This is a genomic window from Pseudomonas sp. ACN8, from assembly GCF_002303925.1.
Taxonomy (GTDB): domain Bacteria; phylum Pseudomonadota; class Gammaproteobacteria; order Pseudomonadales; family Pseudomonadaceae; genus Aquipseudomonas.
Genome location: NZ_MRCS01000032.1, coordinates 14,430 through 38,549, shown reverse-complemented (window position 1 = coordinate 38,549; position 24,120 = coordinate 14,430). Strand labels below are relative to the sequence as shown.

Below are 24,120 nucleotides of genomic sequence, written 5' to 3'. Positions count from 1 at the left end.
TGGATCTCCCACAAGGTTCGTCCCCAAAGAAAGGCCCTTTGGATGGCATCACTGTTTTAGACTTCTCGCGTGTTCTGGCTGGCCCCTATTGCACGATGGTCCTAGCGGATCTCGGAGCGCGAGTCATCAAGATTGAAAGGATCGCCACTGGAGACGATACGCGCGCATTCGGGCCGTTCGTCGATCAGGAATCCGCGTACTTCATGTGTTTCAACCGAGGCAAGGAGAGCATCGCGCTGGATATCAAAAGCCCGCGCGACCGCGATCTGCTCGAACGAATGCTCGGCGAGGCTGACGTATTGGTGGAGAATTTTCGACCCGGCGTGATGGATCGATTAGGTTACGGCGCCGATCGGCTTGCGCGCACCCACCCGCATCTCATCTACGCCTCCATCTCGGGCTTTGGACATACAGGACCATTTAGTGACCTGCCAGGCTACGACATGGTTGTCCAGGCAATGGGCGGCATCATGAGCTTGACCGGTTGGCCTGATGCTCAGCCCGCGCGCGTTGGCACAAGCTTTGGTGACCTAAGTGCCGCGTTGTTCGCAGTCATTGGCATCCTGTCTTCACTCTACAAGCGAAACCAAGATGCACAGGGTACGCGCGTTGACATTGCCATGTTGGACTGCCAAGCAGCGCTCATGGAAACGGCCCTGGCGCGCTACGATGTGGAGGGAAAAGTACCAACGCGCACTGGCGATTGCCACCCGTCTCTTGCACCTTTTGAAACGTTCGCGGCACAAGACGGCCGGTTTGTAATTGCGGCGGGCAATGACCAGCTTTTCATGCTTATGGCGGATGCGTTGGGTGACCCGCAACTAGGGCTGAACCCGCTATTTGTCAGCAATGAATTGCGTTGCATCAATCGCCCTGCAATGGTCAAAGCGATTGAAGAAATCACACGTACCAAGCCGATCTCACACTGGATTGATCGACTTAATGCGGCTGGCGTCCCCTGCTCGCCTCTCAACACGATAGACCAGTTGTTCGACCATCCTCAGCTGGATGCCCGCAACATGATTATCCAGGTGCGAGGCGCGGGAGAGCGTGCTGTACGCACCGCCGGCAATCCGATCAAGCTCAGTGGTTATGCAGACATCGATGCTGCGACTCCAATACGCGCGCCCGCTCTTGACGAGCACCGTGAACATATTCTCTCTCAACTGATGTCTCGAACGGGAGACTATGCACCATCGCCTCATACGTTCGAAGAAGCGCTGCCCGAAGAGTTCAGCGAACAATTACAAAAAGCCACTGCTTAGTTCTAATCAAGTAGGTCCATCCAATACGGAGATGTTATCTATGTCAGCCACAACAATTACAACAGCCTCAAACGCTGCAGTACTTAAAAACACAAACAACCAATCCGACGCCGGTAAATCTGGCAGCGTGAAGACTTCGGGTGTTGAACCGACCCCGGCGCTACGTTACGAGACTATCTTGGTCGAACGGCGAGAGCGTGTGGGACTGCTCACATTGAACAGACCGAAGAGTCTGAACGCGCTCAATGTCCGTATGTCGCAGGAAGTCGTCTCAGCACTTCGCGCTTTTGATGCTGATGACAACATTGGTGCCATTGTCATCGCAGGCAGTCCAAGAGCGTTCGCCGCAGGGGCAGACATTGAAGAGATGGCCGACAAGACCTTCGTCGAGCTGCAGTCGCGAGATATCTTCGCTGCATGGCAGGAATTGCCCACCATCAGTAAGCCAATCATCGCAGCAGTGAGTGGTTACGCGTTAGGCGGGGGCTGCGAGCTGGCGATGATGTGCGACTTTATCATTGCCTCAGAGGACGCTCATTTCGGGCAGCCGGAAATCAAGCTGGGTATCCTACCCGGCATTGGCGGATCACAACGACTCACGCGGTCGGTAGGCAAGGCCCTGGCGATGGACCTTATCTTGACCGGTCGGAGTATCAACGCTATCGAGGCAAAGGCGGCTGGGTTGGTGGCTCGTGTTGTCCCTGCGGCCGATCTGTTGCAAACGGCGCTTGAGGCTGCCCACACCATTTCTGGCTACAATGCACCCGCGGTAAGAATGGCCAAAGAAGCTGTAAATCGCGCATTGGAAGTTGGGTTGACCGAGGGTATGCGCTACGAGCGTCGGCTATTCCAGGCGTCATTTGCGACTGATGGTCAGAAAGAAGGCATGCAGGCATTTCTCAGTAAGCGAGCACCAGTTTTCCGGCATCGCTGAGTACCAGTTAGAGTCAGCAACCTTTGGTCACCCGAAGGTTGCTGCATGCATAGACTTTTAAAACTGTTTCAAAATGACCTAAAAATTTGCTCAGACACTTAAGGCTATCACTTAATCCGGTCTTGAAGTGTGTTGCCAGACCTTTGAAGCGCCTTGTCAGTTTCACGACTCTCAAGAAATATGTTTATTGTTTGAAAAAGAGCCCTGACTACAATTACGTTTTTTTCTGTTCACTAAGCATGTGAGCAACGTGCAAAGTTTATCTCAGCAAGGTCGAGCCGGCCCGCCATTATTCTATTGATTAAACCTGAATTGTCCCGACATCGCATTGCGCGGTTTTTACGTAAAGCACGTTCAATCTGTGCACATAAAAACAACTACTTCACCGAGGTAAGAAAGATGAGTGCGGCTTCCCTGTATCCCGTTCGTCCCGAGGTTCTGGCCAACACGTTGACCGATGAGGCGACCTACAAGGCCATGTACCAGCAGTCGGTCGTCAATCCGGACGGCTTCTGGCGCGAACAGGCCAAGCGTCTCGACTGGATCAAGCCTTTCACCAAGGTGAAACAGACTTCTTTCGACGATCATCATGTCGACATCAAATGGTTCGCCGACGGCACCCTGAACGTTTCCTATAACTGCCTCGACCGTCATCTGGCCGACCGTGGCGACCAGGTCGCCATCATCTGGGAAGGCGATGACCCTTCCGAAAGCCGCCATATCACCTACCGCGAGCTGCACGAACAAGTCTGCAAGTTCGCCAACGCCCTGCGTGGCCAGGACGTGCACCGCGGCGACGTGGTGACCATCTACATGCCGATGATCCCCGAAGCCGTGGTCGCCATGCTGGCCTGTACCCGCATCGGCGCGATTCACTCGGTGGTGTTCGGCGGTTTCTCGCCGGAAGCCCTGGCCGGTCGCATCATCGACTGCCGCTCCAAGGTGGTGATCACCGCCGACGAAGGCCTGCGTGCCGGCAAGAAGATCCCGCTCAAGGCCAACGTCGATGACGCCCTGACCAACCCGGAAACCAGCAGCATCCAGAAGGTCATCGTGTGCCAGCGCACCGGTGGCGACATCAAGTGGAACCAGCATCGCGACATCTGGTTCGAAGACCTGATGAAAGTGGCCGGCACCGTTTGCGCGCCGAAAGAGATGGGCGCCGAAGAGGCGCTGTTCATCCTCTACACCTCCGGTTCCACCGGCAAGCCGAAGGGTGTGCAGCACACCACTGGCGGTTACCTGCTTTATGCCGCCATGACCCATGAGCGCGTGTTCGACTACCGTCCGGGCGAAGTCTACTGGTGCACCGCCGACGTGGGTTGGGTCACCGGCCACAGCTACACCGTCTATGCCCCACTGGCCAACGGCGCGACCACGCTGCTGTTCGAAGGCGTGCCGAACTATCCGGACATCACCCGGGTGGCGAAAATCGTCGACAAGCACAAGGTCAACATCCTCTACACCGCGCCGACCGCGATCCGCGCGATGATGGCGGCGGGCACGGCCGCCGTCGAAGGCGCCGATTGCAGCAGCCTGCGTCTGCTGGGCTCGGTGGGCGAGCCGATCAACCCGGAAGCTTGGGGCTGGTACTACAAGAATTTTGGCCAAGCCCGTTGCCCGATCGTCGACACCTGGTGGCAGACCGAAACCGGTGCGACTCTGATGAGCCCGCTGCCCGGCGCCCATGGCCTCAAGCCGGGTTCCGCGGCGCGGCCATTCTTCGGCGTGGTACCCGCGTTGGTGGACAACCTGGGCAACATTCTCGATGGCGAAACCGAGGGCAACCTGGTGATCCTCGATTCATGGCCAGGTCAGGCGCGTACCCTGTACGGAGACCACGATCGCTTCGTCGATACCTACTTCAAGACGTTCCGTGGCATGTATTTCACCGGTGACGGTGCCCGTCGCGATGCAGATGGTTACTACTGGATCACCGGGCGTGTGGATGACGTGATCAATGTGTCCGGTCACCGGATGGGGACTGCCGAGATTGAAAGCGCGGTGGTCGCGCACCCGAAAGTCGCTGAGGCGGCGGTGGTGGGCGTGCCGCATGACATCAAGGGCCAAGGGATTTATGTGTACGTCACCCTGAATGCTGGTGAAGAGCCGAGCGAGAAACTGCGCCAGGAGCTTAAGAACTGGGTGCGTAAGGAGATTGGGCCGATTGCTTCACCGGATATGATCCAGTGGGCACTGGGGCTACCGAAGACCCGTTCGGGCAAGATCATGCGCCGGATTCTACGCAAAATTGCGACCGCCGAATACGAAGGGTTGGGCGATATCTCGACCTTGGCAGATCCAAGCGTTGTGCAGCACTTAATCGACACTCATAAGAACATGAATGCTTCATAAACTAGTCCGACCATGCTGAGCAATGAGTTTTGTCCCGGTCTTTTGCCGGGACAAGTCTCTACGCTTACAACTGAATAAAAATTCTGACAACGGTCTTTCTGTCGGCTCTTGGGCTCTGAAACCTCATACCTCAATTTTTTTTCGCATCCGAGAGCAGCATCCCATGGACACTTTGCAAAACATGCGCGCTTTCAGTTACGTGGCAGAAACAGGAAGCTTTACAGCCGCCGCCGTGCAGCTGGACACCGCCACGGCCAACGTCTCGAGATCCGTTACCCACCTTGAAGCACACTTGCAAACCCGTCTGCTAAACCGAACGACACGGCGCTTAGCCTTGACCGAAGCCGGCAAGCGCTATCTGGTGCGCTGTCAGCAGATCCTCGCGTACGTCGAGGAAGCCGAAGCCGAGGCCAGCGACGCCTACGCGCGGCCGGCCGGGCAGCTGAAGGTGCACACCATGACCGGCATTGGACAGCACCTCGTGATCGACGCCATCGCTCGCTATCGCACGACCTACCCGGACGTGACCTTCGACCTAACCATGGCCAATCGAGTGCCAGACATGTTGGACGAGGGTTACGATGTGTCCATCGTGCTCGCCAGCGAATTGCCAGACTCGGGTTTTGTCTCCCAGCGTCTCGGCATCACCTACAGCATCGTTTGTGCGTCTCCGGCCTACGTTAAAGCCAACGGCTGCGCGCAAAAGCCCAGCGACCTGCTCAATCACGCCTGTCTGCGCCTAGTGAGCCCGGCGATTCCATTGGAAAAATGGGCCTTTGACGGGCCCAACGGCCAGGAAATGGTCACCATCAACAGCTCACCCTTCCAGGTGAACACGGCCGACGCGATGAAAGCCGCGATCACCAGCGGCATGGGCATTGGCATCCTGCCGCTGTACGCCGCGATCGACGGCCTGCGCAACGGTACGCTGGTGCGGGTTATGCCCAAGTACCGCTCGCAGGAGTTGAACCTGTACGCAATCTACCCTTCCCGGCAGTACCTAGATGCGAAGATCAAGACTTGGGTGGAATACCTGCGCGGGTCATTACCGGAGTTGTTAGCGGTGCATCAAACAGAATTGGCCGCATACGAGCTGTCCAGTAGTCTCGCCGGCGCGCAGATCACAATTTAAGATTTTTTGGCGGGCTGAATCCTTTAGTCGGGGGCCACACGGCACCTTCCCTCTACCACTTGATTACATTTCAGAAGTCATTGATGCGCCAACTGATATCGCCCAAGGTGATCAGTCGATTTGCCACCATGCCTGGATGAGCCAAGCCCGTGGTGAACGCGATGATAGGCACGGTTGTTTCAGTGGTGACGGCAAGCCTATCTTCATGCTGGTCAAACTGTAACGTAATACGGGCCATACAGTATTACCTGCTGCTTCGCTCCACCTAGTTCACCTATACCGTAACAAACCCCTGATTTTAAGCCCTGACGCTCAATGATTGGGCGGCTGATCAGCTGCAAATTTTGCCCGCATCGTTACGTTGGGCGTCGACCTCCGAGCTGGGGCATCGATAGATTCCCAAGCACACTGCACGGTGTTCCATCCTTTGAAGCAGTCTATTCACACCTGCAAACTGGACAGGCATTGCTAGTGGTCATTCGGGTATGATTCGTGCGCGTGAGCTCTTGCATAGTGCTCCACCCCGAAACCGTCTGCATGAAGCGGCGCCTGGCATCACACAGTGTTCAAAGCTCTGCGAGCGCCTCGCTCCCGTTCCTTCAAATGGAAACAAGGAAATTTAGTTCCATGGATAAAGCGCAAATGAGGGGCTCGACTCGCTCGCAAAAGCCGGCCACGACATTTCTGGTTGCAGCTCGAACCATCATTCACTTGGGTCGAGAGCTCATCACTTCAGACGAAATCGCGATCAACGAGCTGATCAAGAACGCATTCGACGCGGGCTCCGAGGTCGTTGACGTCACCATTTGCTGCCCCGTCTCCAGTGAGTGGCTGTCGATGCTGATTCGGGATGTCCGCGAAAGCGATGACGATTTTGAGGAGATCAAGTCAGGGATCATTCAGGCAATCGAAGATGCCCGATTCGATCGAGAATGCGGCCCAGCCACCGTGGCGCATGTAAATGAACAGCTGAGCAGAATCGCGGCCTGCGAGACTGTCGACGAAGCCGTCGAAATTTTAGAAGAAGTCAATTTCATTGAGGTCGTAGACTCCGGCTGCGGAATTGAAGAAGAATCGATCGTGCCGATTTTTCTAACCGTCGGTACCGATAACAGACTTAGCTCACCCAAACCGGATGGTCCTGACCAGTACCTGGGAAACAAGGGAATTGGCCGCCTCGCGATGATGCGCTTGGGTCATCGGGCGCGGGTGACCACATGGACCGACAGCAGGCCAACGGCATACGAAGTAGAATTTGACTGGCGCGCGTTCGATACCGCGGACCTGCAGATCAGTGACATCCCCTTGAAGACCAACCGGGTTCGCATCCACAAGGACAGCGAATCGGGAACACGCGTGCGCGTATTCGCTCTGCGAAGTGACTGGACGCAGGATGGCGAGCAGGCGACGAACCTGCAAACTTTTATCCGGCGACTACGAAGTCCGTTTTCGCCAGTTCGCAAGTTCAAAATTCGGGTAAAAATCAACGACGGCAAGGCCATGCCGTTCCCCAAGCTTTCGGACGACATCAGAAACCTCGCAGATCAGCACCTAACCCTCGAGTTCTACCCTCAGAAAGCCAAGTCACTTAAAGACCCTATTCTGACTCTCACTTTAAAAACGGCAGCGGACGCGGAGTCGGGCACGCCTCAACTGCGCTCGGGTGAGGCGGTACGCCGGATGTTAATCGACGTTACCAACACGCACGATAGAAGCGACGTGCCACTTGATTTGCAAACGCTGCAAGCCATTGGTCCGTTCAAGCTAAACATCCTGCGTTTTAACCGGCGGATACTTCGCGAAAAAGTTAAAACTGAATGGCCGAACGTGAAAAAGGAACTCGACTTGTGGGCGGGAGGCATCGCCATTTACAGGGACGGCTTCCGTGTCGGATTCACCGGTTCGGAACGAGATGGTGACTGGCTCGGACTCGACAGTAAAGCCCTGCGAGGAAGCGGTTACGTGGTAAACCGCATTCAGGTCATGGGCGCACTGGAAATTACCCACCGCGGCAACAAACAGTTGACCGACCTCACTAACCGGGAGGGCCTGATCTCGACTCCTGAAGCGGACATGCTCAAGGAGTTGCTGCTCCAGGTGGCCATTCAGCCTTTACGAGCCTACGTGCAGGATGAGGACCAAAAGACCAAGCAGAAACAACTGGAGCAATTGGTCAACGACGGTACGGCGACCTTGGCCGAGCGACTGTTGCTCGCCAAGCAAGACGTGAACGCCCTGAAGGACGGTGTGCCGAGCAACCTGAAATCCAGCGTGTCCTCCCTCAATGAGCATCTGCACTTCATCACTACGCAAGTGAAAAAATTTGAAGATGCCATCGAGAAGAGCAACGAAGGTCGCGAGGACATTCTTGAACTGGCCGGTATTGGCAATGTAATGCACGGCGTGATGCACGAACTCACTCGAACCACTGCCCAAACGCGACAGCTGATGAGAGAGTTAGCCAACAAGGCAGACGATGAAACACAGCAACTGCTTACAAAGCTGGAGACAGAAATACGGGCAATCAACGTTCGCCTACAGCAGATGGACCCGCTTATGCCAGGGGCGCGCCAGATCAAGAGAGAGATCGAGGTAGAAAAACTCACGCGAACAATTGTCAAGGGTTATGAAAGCTTGTTCGCCCGAAACAACATCGACTCAGTCGTAACAGTCACCCCGAAAGGCGCCTTGCTGAAAGTCAAAATGGTGCCTGGCTTCCTCAGCCTCGCACTGGAAAACCTAGTCAGCAATTCTACGTATTGGCTCAGTCAACGAGATGACCCAAGGGAGCGAGGCCTGATAACCATCGAGATCGATGTCCCAGCGAAAACCATCGCATTCAAAGACAATGGCCCCGGTATCGACTTCGCCGACAGAGATCGGATTTTCTTGCCTGGATTCAGCCTTCGCAAAGGTAAAGGTTACGGGCTGTACCTGGCGCGAGAGGTTTCGGAGTACCACAATGGCCGACTATACCTTGACCCCCAGACGGACGACGACGGTCGTCTGCGCACTTTCATACTTGAGCTTCCCAGGACGGAATAATGAGCGTTACTGATTTGCTAATCCGTGCGGGGGTTACCCGCGTCTTGATGGTTGACGACGACCTGAGAGAAGGACCCACTCTCGCAGAGGTGAATGCGTGCGCTCCATCAGCGCAAGGTTATATCGAAGCCATATTGCAGGATCCCGATCACGATGCCACCGAGCGCTTGGTTGAGTTGTTGCAGCAAGAAAATCGTCCTCATGCCACGCTCGCTGATCTGTTTCAGGGCCTGGCAGAAAAGCACATCCGAGCGCAGTGCCCGGAAGATCTGAGCAAACCCTACGACAACGCCCAAAAAGACCTGGATGGATTCAAGGCTCCCTTGCTAAAAATCCAATCCTGGGTCAAAGGCAAGGGTAAAATCGAATTGACTCCCTGGCCTGAGATTCGTGAGCTGGAAGCAGATCAGTTCTACGACCTACTGCTCGTTGACTACTACCTGATGGAAAACGAATCCGGCCCAACGCGAACATTCATCAAGAAAATGATCGAGCATCACAAGGATTGCGAGCAGCCATTGCTAGTCATTTTGATGTCGACAAACAAGGATGGGGTGAAGAACGATTTATCGCTAATACGAGACGAAGTCGGTGCATCGGCCTCGCGCTTCCGAATGCTGGTCAAACCGAGCTCCGCGCATGTGGAACCGGAGCCGGTGGTAAAAGAAAAATGGATGCAAGCGCTCACGCAGCTGGCGAACGAGCGAAAACTGATTCACCCCATTGAAGAATTCATTCACGCTTGGGAACAGGGACTGTTGAAGGCGACGGCGTCGATCGTCAAGCGCCTCTACGAGCTCGACGCCAGTGCCTTCGCTATTTTATCGGCAACCGCAAAAGCCGATTCGATGTCGATCGAAGAATACATGGCCGATGTGCTCGCCAAACGCGTATCCGCCGAAACTGAAGAGCACTCTGAAGTAATAAATCACACCATCGCCCTGCAGCAAGCGCTGACGGATTCCGCCGCCTCAGTCAATCCTACAATTAACCAGGGCGTAGAAATCAAAGATGCTCAGCATGCGATACGCCGGCTAATGTCGGATGTAGTCTGGCATCGCACGCCATGGCATAAACCCAACGCAGAACTGCCAGAAAAGGGGTTAGCCCCAGCTGATGCAGAGCGACCCAATGCCGAGACGGCCCAGGCACCCGCTGCTGCCAACGATGCGCAACAACCTTTGACCGCGGATCAGCCCGAGGGTACCGAAGCCCCAATGCCGATGGCTCGTGCACAACAGGACGGCCTTGCTCTGGTTGAGGAAAACAATGTCGCCACTGAGGCAATCGCTGAGGCGATCCCTCCCGTCGAGAGGCGAACCGGCGTAACGCCAAGCCGACTTGCCTGGATGAAGAGAAATCTCCGGTTTGGCACGGTGTTGCGCGAAAAACACGGCTTCAAGCGCTATTACGTGAACATTACCCAGGCGTGTGATGTGCAGAATGTCAAGTTCGATGTCGCCGCTGATTACCATTACTTATTCGTTCGGGGAGAAAAGCTTGCCGTGGATCGCGTTGCAAAGGGGGAGAAGGTGTTTGAATCGCCGTACTATGCCCAGAGCTCCGACGTTGACGATTTTTATTCATTCCATTGGAATCTACGGCAGCCCTTCACGCCCTCTATGACCGACGTGCTAGATCATCTAGAGGACTATTCAATTGAGGGTCAGCTACGTAACGAGAGTGCTTACGCAGTGCTGGCCAAATTCCTTTCGCAGGCCTCACGCGTTGCCTTGCTTCGAATGCCAAAAATTTATCGATGCCCGGTCTATACGCTGCATCGTGAAAAGGACAGCTGGCAACCCTACACACTCGAGGGCGATACCGAAGTCTATGCAAGTTGCTGGGAGAAAAAGTCAGGTACTTGGTGTAGTCAATTCCAGATGGACGATGCCTTTCGCATCGTCTCTACCCAAAAAGGCATGACTGCCGATGTTCAGGCAAAATCAGTAGCCGCTTTGGGTAAGAGCACTCCGTTTGACGTTTCAAAAGGTCAAGCCAAGAATCTCGGGGGAACTCCGATTTACTTAGTCCGATTGAACTCGGATGCAGATTTGGATATTGATGCTGTAATTGGCCAGATCGCCGGCGATGCGAATTTGAAGGTGGCAAAGGACGGAGATGTTGTGGTCGTAATCAGAACGGCAAACAGCTTCGTTTAAAATTCGCGTTGGCATTACCCCATCGTCATCTCAGGGCCCTCGCCTAGCGCAGGGTTCTGAGCCATCAATGCATAACGAAGTACGCGATCAGACAACCAAGTCTATTCGCGCGACTACGTTCGGGCGCACAAGCACCCTTGCACAATCGCCTGTATCGGCAATCATGATTGGCCGCCCACCTTTTATCCCACGTCATTGAATAGACTTTTCCTTTCTTCATCTCGAAAAGGAGAATGAGCCCTCCTACATCTTAGCCGTGATACCTACCGATGGTGCTGGAGCCACCACGTTTTATCCCGTTTTTTAGGAGGTTACGAGAAGACAGCGGGCGCACCCAACGCTACAATGCCTACCTTCGACCCATGCGGACTGGATGACTTCTCCAGTCCCTATCTTTACTCGCTGGAGAGGGTCGCCAGTCTGGAAGGGTATCAATGATCGGAGCACTACAGGACAAGATTGAAGCCCACTTCTCCGGGCATGAAACGTTTCCGCTTCGTCAGATGTGGTTAAAGAAAGCGGTCGACAAGGCTGATACGGAAGGACGCTTGCTGAAAGAGGTGTTTTCAGATGAGCGAGCGATCGCTGACTTTGGCGTCGGCAGAAATATGGTGTCGTCAATCAAACATTGGGCGCTCGCGTGTGATGTGCTCGCAGAGGACGACTCGCGCCGACATTTTAATTTGACTCACGTTGGCGCAGAGATCTTCAGGACCGGCGGACTCGATCCGTATTCAGAAAGTCCCGTTTCGGCATGGTATGCCCATTGGTGCCTCGCCGGTCGAGGTACGCGCTCGACAACGTGGTATTGGTTGTTCAACGTCTTCTCTTCACAAGCCTTCAGTCGTGAAGACGCTTTGCCTACTCTGACGGCTTTTGCCATGTCTCTCACTGCTGGCAAGAAACTTTCGAGTGCTACCCTCGGTCGCGATTTAGATACCTGCCTTCGGGGCTATGCCCCCCGCTCCACCACTGCATCTGTCGAGGAGTCGGCCGAATCGATGCTGGCCGAACTCGGCCTTCTCCAGGAAGAGCGAAAAGGGATTTTCACTTTTCGCCGAGGCCCAAAATCGACGTTGCCCGATGCGCTGTTCGCATGGGCGCTTCTTGATTATTGGATGCGCAACCGGCGCGCAGAATCATCGCTCACATTTGAAACAGCGGCATACGCGCAGGGCTCTCCTGGACGGGTCTTCAAGCTCGATGAAGAGAGCGTAGCGGAGCGTCTATTCGCCCTCGCTGATTTGACCAACGGCAGGCTTCGTTGGTCGGATACATCGGGATTACGTCAAGTTCATAGAAGCGACTTCGATCCAGAACTATTGATGACCCAACTTTTAAGAGACTCCTATGCCTAACGGTTTTACCCTTGAAGAGAGCGATGGTGCGGTTAAAATCGTCAGGCATTATCAGCGCTCCGTACGTCTCGACTCGGACCTTGGTCGCCAGGATGCATTGGACGGTTATGTACTGACCGCCACATCGCGCGAGGCCATTTCGGTAATGGCGCGTCAGATTGCTGGCAGCAACCAACGCGCGTTCACATGGACCGGGCCTTACGGAGGGGGCAAATCCTCTCTGGCGCTCGTGTTAGCAGCCGCCCTTTCTCCTGAGGCTTCCCTTAGAGAGGCGCCTCGCGCCTTACTTGCCAACATCCCCCATTTTCAAGAAGCGTTCCCCGAGGACCAAGGAGAGTGGTTGGTCGTACCCGTTGTGGGTCGCCGGGTCGGCATTCGCGGCGAACTATCCAAAGCCTTGGGTAAAGCGCTGAACACCGATCGCACAAGCAGCGACAGCGTTGACTCGTTGATCGCTGATTTGGCTGCCGAGGCCGAACGGCCAGAGCGTGGTGGTGTGCTGGTCGTGGTAGATGAAATGGGTAAGCTTCTGGAAGCCTCGGCTGCCGGTGGCGACGATGTCCATTTCTTCCAGGATCTCGCCGAAGTGGCAGCACGCTGCAGTGGCAAACTCGTGGTGCTGGGTATCCTGCATCAAGCCTTTCGCCAGTATGCCTCCCGACTCGGCATTGAGGCTCGCGAGGAGTGGGCCAAGGTACAGGGGCGCTTTTCGGACGTATCTTTCGTCGCCACGGGCGACGAAGTCGTTGAGCTAATCGGCCGAGCGATTGACTGTAAACAACAACACCCTGATACCAGGCCACTGAGCGAGGCAATCGGCGTAGCCATATCGGGTCGACGCCCATCGGTGGGCGCGGCCATGGGCGAATTGCTCGACAAATGCTGGCCTTTGCATCCCATAACAGCCGCCTTGCTTGGCCCGGCCTCACGACGCCAGTTCGGGCAGAACGAACGAAGCGTATTCGGATTTTTGACTTCGCTTGAACCGTATGGATTCCAAGACTTTCTTCAGAACTGGGACGGGGTTACCTCCTATGGACCCGACCGCTTCTGGGACTACTTACGAGCCAATCTGGAGCAAGCCATTTTGGCTTCCCCTGATGGCCATCGCTGGGCTCAAGCGGTCGAGGCAGTGGATCGCGCGTCAGTAAAAGGCGCAGCCACCTCAGAGATCTCGTTGGCGAAGAGCCTCGCTCTCATTGACATGTTCCGCAGCGCATCGGGACTGGCTGCGGAACATGAGGTGCTGAACACGATAACCACAGACATTGGCCGTGGAGCGCTCGCCGAATCCCTCGAGCGATTGGCTGCGTGGAGGGTGGCCTTATTCCGCAAGCATGTCGGAGCATGGACCATTTTCGAAGGCAGCGATTTCGATATCGACCAAGCGATATCAAAAGCTCGCGCAACCTTCGTCTCAGCGGACATGAAAACACTGACCGCGCTCGCGAATCTAACTCCGGTCATCGCCAAGCGTCATTACGCCGATTCCGGTTCATTCCGCTGGTTGGGTGTGTCGATGCTTTCCTTGCAGGACGCAGGCCGGCTAACCCGCGACTACCAACCAGAGAGTGGTGAGTTCGGGCGCTTGGCTCTGGTTTTGCCGGAGCGCAATGTCACCGCCGAGGAAGCCAAGCGCGCGCTGGGTGCACTGCCCTCTTCCGCTACCACTCCTTTGATACTTGGGGTTCCTGCCAATCACGAGCTCATATCGGACTTGGGGTCAGAACTCCTGTCACTTCGACTCGTCTTTGAAGGAAGTCCAGAGCTTGAGGGAGACACGGTCGCACGCCGAGAAGTGGCAGCGCGCTTATCCTCAATTAAAGGCGCCCTTGAAGAAGCGCTAAGGGCGTCACTGCTGAATGCTGAATGGCTAACGGGAGAAGGCTTTAAACGCATTCCAAGCTTGTCATCAATGGCTTCAGAACTTGCTGAGCGCATCTACCCGGATGCTCCCAAGGTGTGGAGCGAACTGGTAAACCGTGATGCGCCTTCAGCCAATAGTGTTAAAGCCCGTCGGGATCTGATGCACCGCATGGTCAGCGGCACAGCCCATGAACATCTCGAAATTGAAGGTTTTCCGGCGGAGCGTGGACTTTATGAAACGCTGCTTTCATCGACGCACCTTCATGTAAAAAGTCCCGATGGCAGCTGGGCTATTCGCGCGCCCAAGCCACAAGATACGCGCAACCTTCACCCCATGTGGGACGCCGCATTAAAACTGGTCTCAGGGAAACGTACTGAACCAGTGCGGGTAAAAGATCTGTATGTATTATGGGGTGCTCAACCTTATGGAGTGAAAGGCGGACTGTTGCCGGTCTTCGCCCTCGCCTTCCTGCTGTGTCATGCTGATACGGTGGCGGTCTATCGCGATGGCGTCTTCGAACCAAAAATCACCGATGTTGATGTCGATGAAATGCTTCAAGACCCCAACCGCTTCTCATTGCGCTGGGTGCAAGAGACAGGTGAGCGAAAACGCGCTTTGAAAGCAATCGCTGCCGTGGCGGAATCCTTTGGGTTCAAGCCAGCTAGCGCCACGCCGCTGGAGGTTGCAAAGGCACTTGTCGCCTTGGTCTTCTCCGTGCCCAACTGGTCACGCAGAACTCAGGAGCTCGGCGCGGAAACCCGCGCCATCCGTGATGTTCTACTCAAGGCATCAGACCCTCACCGTTTGCTGTTCATGGATTTGCCCGAAGCGTTGAAGGCGTCCCCAACCGAACTCGCCGACAGTTTGTCCGGTCCGCTACAGGAGTTACGTGACGCTTACGAACACATGGTTCGCCGGTTAGACAGACGACTCGCACAAGCCATCGACGCTCAAGGTGACGACGATCCGGATCTCAGAGAACGCGCGGCAACGGTGAGTAAAGGCTCGGGAGAACTCCGACTGCGCAGCTTCGCAGCGCGCCTTTCAGAGCGCGACGGCTCACTTAAGGGCGCCGAGGGAGTTCTCAGCCTGGCCCAAAGTAAGCCTCCGACCGAATGGTCGGACCTCGATGTGCAGATGGCGACGATCAACCTCGCAGAACTTGCGCTGGGTTTTCGCAGAACCGAATCACTGCTCGCCGTGGAGGGCCGCCGCCCAGGTCGAGAGGTTTTTTCAGTGGTGATCAGCTCAAGTGGCGACTCTAAACTGCTAACTCGAGACTTCGAGGTGGCGAGTCGAGATCAAGCGGCGGTTCAAGGCGCTGCCGGCAAGATTGTAGACCTGCTAAAAAGCTCAGGCCTGCAAGGGGATTTGCTGTTGGCCGCCCTCGCCCATGCAAGCCAAGAGCTCGTTCAGAAGGGAGAAACTGAACATGCGTGAACGGCATCTGCTAGGACTGTCAGGCGGTCGAGATAGTGCTGCCTTGGCAGTGTACATCCAGCAAACGCGCCCCGAATTGGACATTGAATACTTCTTCACCGACACCGGGGAGGAGCTACCGGAAGTCCACGATTTTCTGGGCCGACTCGAGGGATTTATGGGGAAGCCCATCCTCCGACTAAATCCAAGAAGGGACTTCCGGTTCTGGCTGCGCGAGTACAAGAACTTTCTGCCTTCGGCCCAGACACGCTGGTGTACTCGCCAGCTGAAGCTGGCTCCATTTGAAGAATGGACGCGGCCGATGCTGGCCGCCGGCGAGAAAGTCTTTTCGTACGTCGCGATCCGAGCGGATGAAGATTATCGGGAAGGGTATGCATCGAAACACAAGAATTTGAAAGTCCTGCTGCCATTTCGCGATGACGGTATCGACAAAGCAGGCGTTCTGGAGATATTGGAGTCCTCGGGCGTCGGCCTCCCCAAGTACTACGAATGGCGCAGTCGAAGTGGCTGCACTTTCTGCTTTTTCCAACAAAAAATCGAATGGGTCCGCTTGCGCGAGCGCCATCCGGCGGCCTTTGAAGAAGCCAAGTCCTTGGAGAAAACCGCTCTGGAAAATGGCTCTCCCTTCACTTGGACCAAAGGCGAGCCACTCTCTGACCTGGAACAACCTGAACGGGTGGAGATGATTTTTAGAGAATATGATGCCCGACGCCGGAGAGCCAAGCTTAACCGACCGCGTAACCCTCTTCGCCCTTGGGAAGACAACCTAGAAATCGATGACATCTATGGCGTTGATGAATCTGATGGTGGTTGCGCCATTTGCCATAAATGAAAAGGGGTAAGTCCTGCTTTAAGCGTCGTTTCTGAAACTGCTGCGGTCCTTTAGAGCCAGCAGCAGTTGAGGAACCTCTCCAATCAAATGAAACACAGGTTGAATGCCCCAACTGCAGCAGTCACCCTGAAATCTCTAAAATCCAGCTCGCTTCTATTAGCTACTGCTGCAGGGTGACCGTTATTGAAGCAGGATCTACGCCATAAAACCGCGCCATTGCTCCCTTGCCACCCGTGATCGAGAGGTAGGGCTTGCCTTCTGTTTCTGCGGCAAAGCCTTCGACTTCGATGATCGTCCCCCGACCGAAGAGCTGTCTAATTCCACCTGCTAGAGCTACATCATGATCTTTAAATAACGCGCTGACAGTGCCAGCGACCGCGACTGCTCTTCTAAACCTGACATTCCAGTGCACCTCGCCTTCAGGCGACAAGATCTTGCACCATTCACATATCTCAAAAACCAAACCACCAGAGTCCATTGCAGTGCTGTCGGATCGCCCGTTGGGCCAATAAATGAATTTTACTGCCAACGCTCTGTCATCATCGTCTAAGGGCAGTTTAAGTGCAGCGCCCTGGGTTTTGTCCCAAGGCGCACCTTTCTCGTGTCGATAAATCAATTCACGCTCAGTCATACCATCCCCTAAAAGTATTACTTTGATGCCTCATTCGCACCAGCGTCAAACACCAGTGCCTCTGCAGAGAAGCCCTGCTTCCTAGTCCAAGTTCAGCCGCTTGCGCGTCTCGTCGCTCATGAACATATCGTAGATATGCCGATACTCGCGGGCCTGGGTCTCAATCGCCGTTACCTTGTGATACCGAATGGAGTCATGCACAACAACTACCTTGGTAGGTGGCTTTGACGAATTGTCCAATTCAACCTCAACCACAACGGGGAGCTTTTCGTCGCCAAGTCTTTCAGCATCGGCCTCCGGCGGCGGTACATAGGCAAGGCGGCTGGCCTCGGGGAACAAGACTACGTTGGTACCCGCTTCGCCCGTCTGCACGGATGGGACGACCAGACCGTCGACCTGCTTGCCAAAGCGCAGCCTTAGGTACTCGAACACCACCTGGGTCGACAGGTAGCTCAGCTCATCATTACGAGCCTTTGGCCTGGACATTTTTTTGACAAGTGAGCCCAGGAATACCTTGCGGTGTAGTGCCTCACGAAACCCCACATCCAGAAGCGACAGATCCGGGGGGTCAACCTGGTCTAGGACTGTAAGGTCAAGGAGCTTCAGTTCGACGACTGGAGTCAGCGCTGCGCTCACCACATGATCCCCGGTGATGGAGCGGATTTCGCTCAGACAGGTCTCTCGCTCCAGCGCGCAGTACAAGGCGGAGATACCGTTCGGCGTCATTCTTTGACTGCTTGCAATTGGCCAGCGGGATCATTGATTATCTCCTCTGCTTCGCTGAAGCCTTTAGCAAGACGCGCACGGTACATCAAGTCGCCATTGACCACGGTCCGGATGGCTTCAGGCTTAAGGTCTTCGTTATCGGTGACCAACAAAGAGAAAACCGAGTCGAGAAATTCTCCGGCATTTGCGTTGAAGAAACGGTGCGTGTACTGCACATCCTCAACGAACTGGTCCCACAGACCTTCGTAGAAGTTCACCTCCATCGCGTCATCTTCGCCATAAAAGTGCGTAGTGTCGCCGACATCATCTAGATTGAATTCGGCGGGAACGCCGCTACACAAATCGTCGAAATATGATTCATTTCCGAGATCATCCATAATTTGGAACAATTGAGTTTTCTGTTTCCTCGAATGCTTCGTCAATGGCGACCCTCGTTTCACCGGCAGTACACCGACTAACGCTGATCGATCCGCGTCGTGAAGCGCTGACGCATCATCTCCCGTTCCCCTAATCGGGATTGGTTGGCACACTTGCCAAGCGCAATGTTCAGTTGCCTCATCGCTTATTGAGGGAAATCAGACCGCTCATGCGTTTCAGTAGCGACCGGTTGTGAGATGGAAAAAAGGTCATCGGTGGACTCCCCAGAAAACCGTGTACACGGCTCCACTCGCAATCCTTGGGACCTGACCCTTAGCGCCGGCGGATCCAGAGGAGGCTCGTAGGCCGCTGTAGCCGTTGGCATGGTGCCGATCGCTCATGCGACCGATGGCGGCGGCTCAATCCGAGTGCTCGCCGCTTCCTGCGCGTTGTTTGGCCTGAAGCCAAGCTGCGGGCGTTTACCTATGGGGCCGGATGTAGACGAGGTCTAGGCGGGGCTCGCCGTACACGGGATGCGTAGCCGTGCAGTACGGGATACAGCAAGTTGGCTCGACGCCGTGCACGGTCCTGGGGTAGAGAATCCTTTCCAGAATGCACCACCGACGCAATCCTGCCGGTCGCTGCTGAATCGCGAGCCTGGGCCTCTTCGCGTCGCCGTATAGGGACATGCCCTCAATGGCCAGTAGCACCTGCGGTGAGCGCCGGCTTGAACAGTGTCTGCCTGACACTGGAACCGCTGGGTCACCACGTCCCTCCCGTTGTCGCGGATGCAGGACTGAGCTGGGAGCTTTCGTAGAATTGAATGCGCGATTCTGGTCCAGCAACACAACGGCCTGGATCGACGCCATCGCCGCTGCCACTGTTCGTCCCATAGACAAATCGACCCTGGAGCCTGTCACGCTCGCCCTTTACCGACTCGGGCAAGAGCTGAGCGCGACCCAGTTGTTCGACGCAATGTCGTGACCCGAAAGGTTGGCCGACTGTTCCGCAACTACGACGTGCTTCTGACGCCGACGTTGCCCAGCGCCCAGCCCGTCATCGACCAATACAATGCGAGTCAGGAGACACTGGATCGCTGGGAATAGAGGGCCCGCGTGTTCGCTCACTCGCCTTTCACCGCGGTCTTCAATGTCAGCGGATGCCCTGCCATGTCGATGCCACTGGCGCACGATCGGGCAATTGCCTATCGGCATGCAGTTCGGTGCGGCTTATGGTCGTAAGGATTTACTGCTGCAGCTGGCGACACTGCTGGAGCGGGCCATGCCCTGGAATGACCGATGCCCGGCCATCTGGTCGGGAAACCAGCGATAGTTCACAGCAATCGGCGACACACCGAAGTTACCTGGTCAGCGAGGCTGCATGCATCAACCTCACTGGCCGCGTCCGAGTTGGGTTCCACCCCGGAATCAACCTGCCAGCAACGCGACTCCTGTCCCCGCAGAAGTCAACCCGAGCACACGAATCAGTACGGTGGCGCTCACCGGCAACCAGCGTGCCAGTGCATAGCCGGTAGCATGAAGCGCTGATGTTGCGATCACGAAACCGATCGCGTAAGCCGCAGGGCTGATCATCTCCGGTAACTCAAGGCCATGGGCGATGCCGTGAGCCAGTCCGAATAAGCAGGTGATGGCAAAGGCAAGCGTCACAGGTGGACGCGCAGCCACCGCGACCAGCAAGCCAAAGGCGAGCACTGATGCAGCGATGCCGGTTTCCAGGTGAGCAATTGCGAATCCATCGAACCCCAACAGGCCGCCGAGTAACATGCCGCCGACGAAGGTAGCGGGCAACATCAAGCATGCCCTGCCGGTTTGTTGTGTGGCCCAGAGACCGACCGCGAACATCGCCAACAGGTGATCCATTCCGGCCAAAGGATGCGCCACGCCCGCTATCAGGCCTGATTCGTCATGCCCCGGATGGGAAAATGCGAACACAGGTAACAGGCATAAGGCAGCGCCCAGAGAAAGCCGTATCGATTGAGTCAATCGCATGAAAACACTCCTGGATTCTGAGAAGGGCAAGGTGCTGACGCTTACGTCATCAGCACCCGGCCAAAGACACCTTAACGACGCGGCGGTTTAGGGAATGGACCGCGGGCCTGCTCGTAGGCTTGAGCCACGCGCAAGGCTAGGGCGTCCTTGAACCGTGGGGCGACGATCATGATCGCCACCGGCAAGCCATCAGCCAGACCTGTGGGAACCGAGGTCGCCGGGTGTCCGGTGAGGTCGAACGGCGCGGTGTTGGTCAGCATGTTCAGCGCGCTGTGTACGTACTCCTCGATCGGAGCATCGGCGTCGGTCAGCGTGGTCGCCACGAAGGGCATGGTCGGCATCACCAGCACATCGAATTCCTTGAATGCCTCGTCATACTGGCGAGTGAGCTCAGGCACCAACATGCGCGCCTTGGCGTAGTAGGCGCCGTGCAGGTTTTTCAGGCTGTAGTGGCCGGTCAACGCCACGGCACGGACACTGCTGGACAACGCATCGGCGTGCTCACGACGCTTGGCACCGAAGTAGCTCATGATGTCAGGATCGTAATAGCCATCCACGTTCATACCGTAGCCGTTGCCTTGCAGCATCTGATACGCCGCGCCATCGGTGGCAATGACGTTCCACATGTCCAGCGCCACGCCCGAATGCCAAGGCGCGCTGGCTTCGCCGACCGTAGCACCTAGGCTTTCCAGTTGGGCGACCGCCGCTTTGACCTGAGCATCCACCTGAGCCTCGGACACGCCGGGAATCGCGAAACCTTCACGCAGCACGCCGACTCGCAGGCCTGCGACGCCCTGATCCAAGGTGGCCACACAGGCGACGGCTGGCGGATTCTTCTGGCGGGAATCGAGACCATCGGCCCCCGCAATGACATCGAGCATCACGGCCACGTCACGCACGCTGTTGGCCATCGGGCCGACGTGATCGATGGTCCTTTCGATCGGGAAAGCCCCGGTGTAAGGCACCAGGCCGTAGGTCGGCTTGTGGCCGACGATCCCGCTCCAGGCCGAAGGCATGCGGATCGACCCTCCCTGATCCCCGCCAATCGCCATGTCGACCTCCTCAAGGGCAACCAGCACTGCGCTGCCACTGGAGGAACCGCCGGAATTGCGGGTCAGGTCCCACGGGTTTTTCACGGGCCCACTGGCGGCGGTGAAGCTGGCGCCGGAGAAGCACAGATCCTCGCAGACCGACTTGCCTACCACCGTCGCGCCGGCGGCGAGCAGTCGTTTGACCACGGTGGCATCCTCTGAGGGGATGTAACCGTCCAGGCTCAGCGACCCGTTGGCCATCGGTACGCCGGCCACGGAAACGTTGTCTTTAATCACCACGGTCTTGCCGGCCAGAGGGCCTTGGGCGGCGCCCTCAATATGGGTTTTAACATACCAGGCACCGTGCAGATTGTCGGCGTCCGGCGCTTTGCTGAACTCGCGCTCGGGCGGTTGCTGCGCGATGGTTTGCGCATACAGCTTGTCGATGGCGTCGTAGGAGCCGAGGGTCTCATCAGCCAGATTGAGGAAAGATTCCATCTGACTGTCGCTCAGCTGATAGCTGTGGTCTTCGGCGGCGATCAGAAAGTCGGCTTTGCTTGGGCGTTTTACAGACATGGGGTGTTCTCCAGATATCGGTTAAAGGCTGCCCGTGATAAGGCAGTCATTGACTCGAACCCACTGCGCGGATGCGCAGGTTGCGGTTCGCTCCGGAGGACTCCGTTGTCCAGGCCGGTCGCCACGCGGTGATCCATACCTGCCGATCAAGGGCGTATGGCAATCCTCCGCGCAGAAGAGGGTCAGGCCCCTGGGGGGCCGACACTCAGGAACAGGCTTGTTGAAACAATTCGTGGGCCTTGACCAGCGCTTCGGCGATCTTTTCCACCGGTTCGCGCTTGGCCATGGCCTGATCACGCAAGGCGTTATAGGCGTCGATTTCCGACATACCCTTGGTCTCGATCAGGATGATTTTGGCCTGCTGCACGGTGCGCATCACCGCCATCCGGCCTTCCAGTCGCTTGACGTGCTTCTCACGCTCACGCGCCTTGCGCGATTGACTCAAGGTCAGCGCCAATGCCGTGAGCAGGCCAAACGACCGAACCGGCGACGGAATCACCGAGCAGGCATTGAGCTGCACTAACGCCTCGACAATGATCGGGTTTTCGTAGGCGATCACCGGAATGATCGGCGGCGTGCTGGCGTGCAGCAGCCAGGGCGTGTTGGTCGACAGGCTTTCCGGAGAAACCGCGAGCACGATCATGTCCACCTCGGTGTTGAGTCGCTCGGGAATCGGCCACTGCACACGCACCTGACAGCCGATGCGCTGCAGCTGCTCGATCAGATTGCGGCCATCGTCATCATCCGGGTGCACCACCAGCACGCTGATGTCGCGCAGGTGCTTGATCCCCCCGCTGCTGTCATTGCGTTGCCGCTTTTTTGCCGCGCGCAGGGTCATAACGGCCTCCCAGTGCCGCTCGACCAGTCGTTCAAGCGCGACGCAATGGCATATGGATCGGGTTTGAGGGCGTTCTGGCTTTCATAAAGTATGTCGAATTGGCCCTCGGCGTTGGCCCGCCCGATTCGCGAAAAAAGGTAGGTGTGATGGTTGTGCGCATCGACGCGAACCCGCCCCTGAGGCGCCTCGAATTCCAGGCCGCGCATGGCCTGCAGCACATCATCGACTTCGGTGCTGCCTGCGCTGAGAATCGCCTTGGCCAGCAGGTGGACCTGAAAATAGGCGGCCTCCCAGCATCGATCAGTGACCTGGTCCTGGCCAAACAGCTCGCGATATTGCGCGATGCATTGGCGGTTGAACGCGGTGTCGACCGACTGAAAATAGGTCGCCGCCGAAATGTGACCTGCCCCCAGATGAACCCCCATCTGCTTGATGTCGGTCTCGCTGGTGGTCAGGCTGGCGATCGGCATCACGGCCGGATCGAAACCAGCATCGGCATAGGCCTGATACAAGTGCGCCATGGTTTCACCGACGACGGTGGAGAAGATGAAAGACGGTTTGAGTTCCCTGGCCTTTACCATCAGTTTGGCAAAATCCTCGGGTCGGGCGTTCTTGAGCGGCAGGTAATATTCGCCCAGCTTGGTGCCACCCCGCTCGTACAACAAGTCGCTCATCAGCCGGTTGGTTTCGTAGGGATAGACGTACTCGGAGCCAATCATCAAGACCCGTTTGCCGAAGTTGTCGAGCATGAAATTGCCCAGCGGCACGGCGTTGTGATTGGGTGTCGCGCCGGTATAAATGATATTGCGCGAGTACTCGAAACCTTCGTAATACACCGGGTACATCAACAACGCGTCGTAACGCTCCACGATCGGCAATGCGGCCTTGCGCGCGGCAGAGGTGTAGCAACCGAAGAAAAACCGCAGGTTTTCCTCGCGGATCAGCGACTCGACATGCATGGCATACAATGCGTGCGTCGAATCGGGGTTACGGGTGATCAGTTCCAGAGGCCGCCCCCCTACTCCACCGGCCGCGTTGATCTGCTCGATGGCGAATTGCGCACCGCGCATTGTCGACCCCTCGGCAGCTGCCGTGACGCCAGTGTCGGAAAACAGACCGCCTATGCGGATCGCCTGGTCAACCATGCCTATCAACCTTGTTCAACGTGAGGTAAGACGCCCGGCATCCGTCAGGGGCAGGGACATCTGCAAAGAGTCATTGTGCAAATGATTCGGTGAGCGGTAGCCGTGCATTCAATGGCTGCTCTCAGGCGGCTTGTGCCTGAAACCGGCGCGACTGCGCTGTCGGGTCCGGTCATGCGAGGGACCTTCCACACCTGCCGGGAACGGGCGTGTGACAAGGGCCCCTGCGAGGGTAGTGTCCTGGCGTCATGCAGATTGCGGGCCAATCCCCTTACAGCGACCTGAACATCGGGCCTGGCATGGGACGCGCTGGCCACCAGCATGACAATACTGCGCGCATAGATCGCGTTAAATCTTCACGCTTTTGGTGCGCAACCCGTCTCCTTGCGCCAAAACAGCGCAAGGCCTGTCGAGCGTTCA

At 56.4% G+C, this 24,120-nt stretch carries 18 protein-coding genes; 10 read left to right on the top strand and 8 right to left on the bottom strand.

The window, feature by feature from the left end:
• The first annotated feature begins 38 nt into the window (after positions 1–38).
• The 4 genes from BSF44_RS18490 to BSF44_RS18475 all read left to right on the top strand — a co-directional run bounded on the left by BSF44_RS18490 (position 39) and on the right by BSF44_RS18475 (position 5,686).
• On the top strand, positions 39–1,265 hold the full coding sequence (locus tag BSF44_RS18490) for a CaiB/BaiF CoA-transferase family protein (protein WP_256589111.1): 1,227 nt from the start codon (positions 39–41) through the stop codon (positions 1,263–1,265).
• Positions 1,266–1,305: 40 nt separating this feature from the next.
• Positions 1,306–2,199, top strand: coding sequence for an enoyl-CoA hydratase (locus BSF44_RS18485; RefSeq protein WP_095944734.1), 894 nt, complete (start codon positions 1,306–1,308; stop codon positions 2,197–2,199).
• A 399-nt stretch (positions 2,200–2,598) separates the two neighbouring features.
• On the top strand, positions 2,599–4,554 hold the full coding sequence (gene acs, locus BSF44_RS18480; protein WP_095944733.1) for an acetate--CoA ligase: 1,956 nt from the start codon (positions 2,599–2,601) through the stop codon (positions 4,552–4,554).
• Between the two features lie 163 nt (positions 4,555–4,717).
• Positions 4,718–5,686 (top strand): LysR family transcriptional regulator, encoded by a 969-nt coding sequence (locus BSF44_RS18475; protein WP_095944732.1) that lies wholly within the window; start codon positions 4,718–4,720, stop codon positions 5,684–5,686.
• Between the two features lie 70 nt (positions 5,687–5,756).
• Here the strand turns inward: BSF44_RS18475 and BSF44_RS30380 are convergent, their stop codons facing one another.
• The gene (locus tag BSF44_RS30380; protein ID WP_172435370.1) at positions 5,757–5,924 is read right to left on the bottom strand and encodes a hypothetical protein; all 168 of its coding nucleotides are present in this window, start codon (positions 5,922–5,924) and stop codon (positions 5,757–5,759) included.
• Positions 5,925–6,313: 389 nt separating this feature from the next.
• Between BSF44_RS30380 and BSF44_RS18470 the strand changes: the two genes are divergently transcribed.
• The 5 genes from BSF44_RS18470 to BSF44_RS18450 all read left to right on the top strand — a co-directional run bounded on the left by BSF44_RS18470 (position 6,314) and on the right by BSF44_RS18450 (position 16,390).
• Positions 6,314–8,731: a sensor histidine kinase gene (locus BSF44_RS18470; RefSeq protein WP_172435369.1), complete on the top strand. Its 2,418-nt coding sequence runs from the start codon at positions 6,314–6,316 to the stop codon at positions 8,729–8,731.
• The gene (locus BSF44_RS18465) at positions 8,731–10,893 is read left to right on the top strand and encodes a hypothetical protein (RefSeq protein WP_095944730.1); all 2,163 of its coding nucleotides are present in this window, start codon (positions 8,731–8,733) and stop codon (positions 10,891–10,893) included. Before BSF44_RS18470 ends, BSF44_RS18465 begins: the two co-directional genes overlap by 1 nt.
• Before the next feature lie 434 nt (positions 10,894–11,327).
• On the top strand, positions 11,328–12,251 hold the full coding sequence (locus tag BSF44_RS18460) for a DUF4007 family protein (RefSeq protein WP_095944729.1): 924 nt from the start codon (positions 11,328–11,330) through the stop codon (positions 12,249–12,251).
• Positions 12,244–15,558, top strand: coding sequence for an ATP-binding protein (locus BSF44_RS18455; RefSeq protein WP_095944728.1), 3,315 nt, complete (start codon positions 12,244–12,246; stop codon positions 15,556–15,558). Before BSF44_RS18460 ends, BSF44_RS18455 begins: the two co-directional genes overlap by 8 nt.
• Positions 15,551–16,390 carry a phosphoadenosine phosphosulfate reductase family protein gene (locus tag BSF44_RS18450; RefSeq protein WP_080956988.1) on the top strand — a complete coding sequence of 280 codons (840 nt, stop codon included), beginning with the start codon at positions 15,551–15,553 and terminating at the stop codon, positions 16,388–16,390. Before BSF44_RS18455 ends, BSF44_RS18450 begins: the two co-directional genes overlap by 8 nt.
• Positions 16,391–16,550: 160 nt before the next feature.
• On the opposite strand, the gene BSF44_RS18445 is transcribed toward BSF44_RS18450, so the two are convergent.
• The 3 genes from BSF44_RS18445 to BSF44_RS30770 form a co-directional block, all read right to left on the bottom strand.
• Entirely contained in the window at positions 16,551–17,021 is a 471-nt protein-coding gene (locus BSF44_RS18445; protein ID WP_095944727.1) for a hypothetical protein, read from the bottom strand.
• A gap of 81 nt (positions 17,022–17,102) precedes the next feature.
• Positions 17,103–17,747 carry an RES family NAD+ phosphorylase gene (locus BSF44_RS30775; protein ID WP_256589110.1) on the bottom strand — a complete coding sequence of 215 codons (645 nt, stop codon included), beginning with the start codon at positions 17,745–17,747 and terminating at the stop codon, positions 17,103–17,105.
• On the bottom strand, positions 17,744–18,136 hold the full coding sequence (locus tag BSF44_RS30770) for a hypothetical protein (RefSeq protein ID WP_256589108.1): 393 nt from the start codon (positions 18,134–18,136) through the stop codon (positions 17,744–17,746). The genes BSF44_RS30775 and BSF44_RS30770 overlap by 4 nt, the downstream gene beginning before the upstream one ends.
• 351 nt (positions 18,137–18,487) lie before the next feature.
• Between BSF44_RS30770 and BSF44_RS31155 the strand changes: the two genes are divergently transcribed.
• The gene (locus tag BSF44_RS31155) at positions 18,488–18,616 is read left to right on the top strand and encodes an amidase family protein (protein ID WP_371918281.1); all 129 of its coding nucleotides are present in this window, start codon (positions 18,488–18,490) and stop codon (positions 18,614–18,616) included.
• A gap of 915 nt (positions 18,617–19,531) precedes the next feature.
• On the opposite strand, the gene BSF44_RS18430 is transcribed toward BSF44_RS31155, so the two are convergent.
• The 4 genes from BSF44_RS18430 to BSF44_RS18415 all read right to left on the bottom strand — a co-directional run bounded on the left by BSF44_RS18430 (position 19,532) and on the right by BSF44_RS18415 (position 23,703).
• Entirely contained in the window at positions 19,532–20,113 is a 582-nt protein-coding gene (locus BSF44_RS18430; RefSeq protein WP_095944726.1) for a HupE/UreJ family protein, read from the bottom strand.
• A gap of 71 nt (positions 20,114–20,184) precedes the next feature.
• A complete protein-coding gene (locus tag BSF44_RS18425) occupies positions 20,185–21,720 on the bottom strand; it encodes an amidase (protein WP_095944725.1) in 1,536 nt (511 codons plus the stop codon).
• A gap of 205 nt (positions 21,721–21,925) precedes the next feature.
• A complete protein-coding gene (locus tag BSF44_RS18420; protein WP_095944724.1) occupies positions 21,926–22,558 on the bottom strand; it encodes an ANTAR domain-containing response regulator in 633 nt (210 codons plus the stop codon).
• Positions 22,555–23,703, bottom strand: coding sequence for a transporter substrate-binding domain-containing protein (locus BSF44_RS18415; protein ID WP_095944723.1), 1,149 nt, complete (start codon positions 23,701–23,703; stop codon positions 22,555–22,557). Before BSF44_RS18415 ends, BSF44_RS18420 begins: the two co-directional genes overlap by 4 nt.
• Between the last annotated feature and the right edge of the window lie 417 nt (positions 23,704–24,120).